This is a genomic window from Streptomyces iconiensis, assembly GCF_028657195.3.
Lineage (GTDB): Bacteria > Actinomycetota > Actinomycetes > Streptomycetales > Streptomycetaceae > Streptomyces > Streptomyces iconiensis.
Genome location: NZ_JANCPR020000104.1, coordinates 1 through 4,481 on the forward strand (window position 1 = coordinate 1; position 4,481 = coordinate 4,481).

The window sequence follows — 4,481 nt, forward strand, 5'->3', positions numbered from 1 at the left end:
GTGGGACACGGCGGAACGACCCGGTCGGCGTCCAGGCCGCCTCGCCGCAACTCACCCACCTGTACCCGGACCCCCTCGGACCGGGTACGGCCGAGCACGGACAGGGGGCCCACTAACGGCCGTTCACGCCGCCGCCTCCTCCCAGTTCCTTCACCCGTACGTCGCGGAACGCGACAGCGTCCTCGTCACCGTGGTTCTGGAGGCCGATATGGCCGTCGGTGAGGCTCCGTACGGGATCGGTGTTGGTGTAGTCGTTGATCAGGCGGCCGTTGAGGTAGATCCGCAACCGCTCGCCCTGGACGCGCAGTTCGTAGGTGTTCCACTCCCCCGGCGGGTTGAGCGCGGCGTCGCGCGCGGCCAGGTCGGCCGACTGGAAGCCGTAGACGGAACCCGTGGTCTTCGCGTCGACGTCGGTGGCGTCGATCTGGATCTCGTAACCGTTGTCGACAGCGGACCACGGATCGTCGGAGGCGGGGAAGCCGACGAAGACACCGGAGTTGTCGTCGCCGCCCTCGCTCGCCATCTTCCAGTCCAGCTTCAGCGAGTACGAGCCGAACCGCTTGCCCTCGTACCACAGCAGGCCCATACCGCCCCGTGTGGTCAGCGTGCCGTCAGCGCCTTCCTCGAAGGTGCCGGGGCCCGCCTGTTTCCAGCCCTTGAGCCCGGTCCCTTCGGCGCCGTCGTAGAGCGGCGTGTAGCCGTTCTCGGCGCGGCAGTCGGCCTGTGCGGCGCCGGTGGCGTACTGGATGCCGCCCAGCAGATGACGTGTGAAGGCGTCGTCGGTGTAGGACTCCTTGGTGTGCCCGCCTCCGGTGTAGAAGGCCCGCCCGCCCTCGTACTCCTGGCACCAGGCGAGGGGATGGTCCTCGCCCATGGTGCCGCCGGTGTACGAGCCCTCGTCGAGGGTGGCCAGGACGCGGGCCTTGTCGCGCGGGTTGGAGCGGTAGTCGTACCACTCGTCCGTGCGCTTCCAGTCCGCGCCCAGGTGGGCGGTCGAGGGGTGTGCGTGGTTCTCGACCTCGACCGTGGCCGGCTGGATCGCCGGGTGCGAGGAGAAGTAGGCCCCAGCGAGCCCGCCGTACCACGGCCAGTCGTACTCGGTGTCGGCCGCGGCGTGCACGCCGACGTATCCGCCGCCCTTGCCGATGTAGCCCTCGAACGCGGCCTGTTGGGCCTTGTTGAGGACGTCTCCTGTCGTCGACAGGAAGACCACGGCGTCATAGGCGGCGAGCTTGCGCGGCGTGAACTCGGCGGCCTTCTCGGTGGCCCGCACCGTGAAGCCGTGTTCGGCCCCGAGCCGCTTGATGGCGGCGATGCCGTCGGGAATGGAGTCGTGCCGGAACCCGGCGGTCCTGGAGAAGACGAGCACGCGGTCCTTGCCCGCTCCGGGCGCGGCGTCCGTTTCCGGCGGGGCATCCGCTCCGGGCGCGGGGCCCGCGCGGTCAGCCGCGCGGTTCTCGGCGGCATGACCCGGTAGCGCCATGGCCCCCAGGAGCAGGGCCGCGGCAACTACCGCCGTGCGCAGTGTGCGCTGCGTACGCAATTCCGTTCACCTCCTCTAGCCGGTAGCGACGGTGAAGCTGTCGAGGTCGAAGAGCTTGCCGCTGCCTCCGGTGAAGGTGAGGAACAGCTCTCCTGTGCCTGCGGGCACACCGCTGATGTCGGCGCTGACATCGGCCCAGCCGCTTCCGGCTGTGACCTTCGCCGTGCCGATGACGGGCCCGTCAGCAGCGCCCGCCCTGACCTCGATGGCGCCGGCCGCCTGCGCCTTGACGCGTGCGGTGACCTTGGTGACGCCGTCGGCCGCGTACGGGTCGAAGGCGATCCACTGGCCGTTCTGCGCACCTGTCACGGCCTTGCCGCCCTCGGCTTCGGCGACGTCACCCGTGGTCACGCCGTCGGAGGAGGTGGTGAAGTGCTCGGCCTGGCGGTGCTTGGGCTGCAGGACGCTCTGACCGTGGCCCGTGAGCGGGGGCTGACCGTTGCCGCCACCGTCGGTGTAGGCGGCGTCGAAGACCCCGAAGATGTTGGCGTTGGGGTCGTGCGCACCGTCGTTGGAGGTCTTGATGGTGCCCTTGCAGCCCTTGGCCGAGGTGATCGGGTGGCCGTGGCTGTCATGCCCCAGCACATAGGTGACCTCGACGCGGGAGCAGTCGATCTGTGCGTCCTCGGGGTCCGCGACGGTGACCTCGAAGGGGATCTCGTCGCCGAAGCTGAAGGGCTGCCCGTTCGCCGGCAGCTTCAGCTCGACCTTGGGCGCGGTGTTGCCGACGGTGATACGGGTGCTGGCGCTGCCCGTACGTCCCGAGGGGTCCTCGGCCGTGAGGGTGGCGGTGTAGGTGCCGTTCTTCTCGTACGTGTGGGTCGGGTTGGCGTCCGTCGAGGTGGCGCCGTCGCCGAAGTCCCAGCTGAGCTTGAGCTGGTCACCGTCGGCGTCCTCGCTGCCGGCCGAGGAGAAGCCGACCTTCAACGGTGCCTGGCCGCTGGTGGTGTCGGCCTTGGCCTGCGCGACGGGGGTGTGGCCCTCGGCGGCGTTCTCGATACGGTAGACGGCGGAGTTCTCGTCACCGGCGAAGTAGCCGGTGCCGTAGTCGAGCACGTAGAGGGCTCCGTCGGGGCCGAACTCCATGTCCATGACCTGCGTGCCGGTCCACGGGAAGTCGTTGATCTTCGAGACGCCGCCGTCGCCGCCCTGCTCTATCCGCTTGATCCACTTGCGTCCGAACTCCCCGGCGAAGAAGTCACCGTCGTACTCCTTGGGGAACTTCACCTGCGACTTCAGCTTCTTGTCGTAGCGGTAGACGGGGCCGCCCATGGGGGACTCGGAGCCGGAGCCGAACTCCGGGACCGAGTCGTCGTCATAGGCGATCCACGCGGACTGCGCCGGGGGCAGGTCGGTGAGGCCGGTGTTGTGACGCGAGGTGTTCTTGGGCGCCTTGCAGTCGAACGCGGGCCCTGAATCCTTCGTCGCGAAGTCGTAGTCCCTGTAAGCGTCATTCTTTCCGTGGCAGTACGGCCAGCCGAAGTTGCCCGCCTTGTTGAAGCGGTTGAACTCGACCTGCCCGGCCGGGCCCCTGTCCGGGTTCGCGGCGCCGGCGTCGGGGCCGTAGTCGCCGAGGTAGACCGTGTCCGTCTTCTTGTCGACGGTCATACGGAACGGGTTACGGAAGCCCATCCCGTAGATCTCGGGGCGCGTCTTCTTCGTGCCGGGCTTGAAGAGGTTGCCCTTCGGCACGGAGTACGAGCCGTTCTTCTTGACCTTGATACGGAGCACCTTGCCGCGCAGGTCGTTGGTGTTGCCCGCTGAACGGCGTGAGTCGAACACCGAGTTGCGGTCGGCACGGTCGTCGATCGGCGTGAAGCCGTCCGACTGGAACGGGTTGCCGTCGTCGCCCGTCGACAGCAGCAGGTTTCCCTTGCTGTCGAAGGCGATGTCACCGCCGACGTGGCAGCACTGGCCGCGGTCGGCCGGCACGTCCAGGATCTTCTTCTCGCTGCTCTTGTCGAGCGTGCCGTCCTTCTTGAGCACGAAGCGGGCGAGTCGGTTGACGCCCTCGAACGGCTTGAAGTCCTCCGGCTTGCCGGCGTCCGGTGCGTCGCCCTCGGGGGTGTTGCCGGGGGGCGCGTAGTAGAGATACACAAAACGGTTCTTTGTGAACCCCGGGTCCACGCCTACGCCTTGGAGTCCCTCCTCGTCGTGCCGGTACACCGGTATCTCGCCCGCGACCTTGGTGTTGCCCTTCGCGTCCGTCAACCGCACCGTGCCCTCCCGGGCCGTGTGCAGCACTGAGCGGTCCGGGAGTACGGCGAGGGTCATGGGCTCGCCGGTCTCCTCCACGCCCTTGGCGAGGGTCACCTGCTGGAACTCCGCCTTGTCGGCTTGCGCCGACGTGTGTGCGGCTGGTGTGGGTGCCGCCTGTGAGAGCGGGATGCCTATCGCCATCGCGGCTGCTGCGAGCAGGGCTGTTGCCAGCGCTGTTGTGCGGGGTTTGTTTTGCGCCTTGTGGGGTTTCTGCGTTCTGTGCACGCGTCTCCTCCTGGGAAGTTACGGGAATTCCGTGCGCTTCTCGCCAGGCGCGCGCCGCCGCGCCTTCGGGGCTGGCGCCCCGGGGTGCCGGTTCTGTTCTGTTCGGCTCGCTGAGGGGGTGTCATGCCGGTGACATGTCCCGTACACCCCAGGACGGTAGCTCTGTTTGTCTGGGCCGGAAACCCCTTTGACACGCGGGGAGTTGAAATTGTCCACCCCCTGGACAAAGGGCCCCCCTCACGTGTTTCCCCTCTCCGGGGCTGCGCCCCGTGCCCCCCTGTTGTTGTTCCTGTCATTTGAAGCCAGTCCCCCTTCAACATGGGGGCTTCGCCCCCTGTCCCCCGTTGGCCTCGCCGGCCGGGCGTCGGGGGGCTCCGCCCCCCGGCAATCCCCCCGCCAAAAGGGGCTCCGCCCCCTCTGGACTCCCCCGCCCGTATCCGGGCCCACCCTGAAG

The 4,481-nt window shown here is 68.4% G+C and carries 2 protein-coding genes; both read right to left on the reverse strand.

The window, feature by feature from the left end; genetic code table 11:
- Positions 1-112 precede the first annotated feature (112 nt).
- On the reverse strand, positions 113-1,483 hold the full coding sequence (locus tag NMN56_RS42745; RefSeq protein ID WP_274048234.1) for a ThuA domain-containing protein: 1,371 nt from the start codon (positions 1,481-1,483) through the stop codon (positions 113-115).
- A gap of 75 nt (positions 1,484-1,558) precedes the next feature.
- Positions 1,559-3,943, reverse strand: coding sequence for a PQQ-dependent sugar dehydrogenase (locus tag NMN56_RS42750; protein ID WP_430542857.1), 2,385 nt, complete (start codon positions 3,941-3,943; stop codon positions 1,559-1,561).
- Between the last annotated feature and the right edge of the window lie 538 nt (positions 3,944-4,481).

Coding starts and splice junctions, on each gene's coding strand:
- NMN56_RS42745 (WP_274048234.1), bottom strand. CDS start 1,483: ATGGCGCTACCGGGTCATGCCGCCGAGAACCGCGCGGCTGACCGCGCG.
- NMN56_RS42750 (WP_430542857.1), bottom strand. CDS start 3,943: ATGGCGATAGGCATCCCGCTCTCACAGGCGGCACCCACACCAGCCGCA.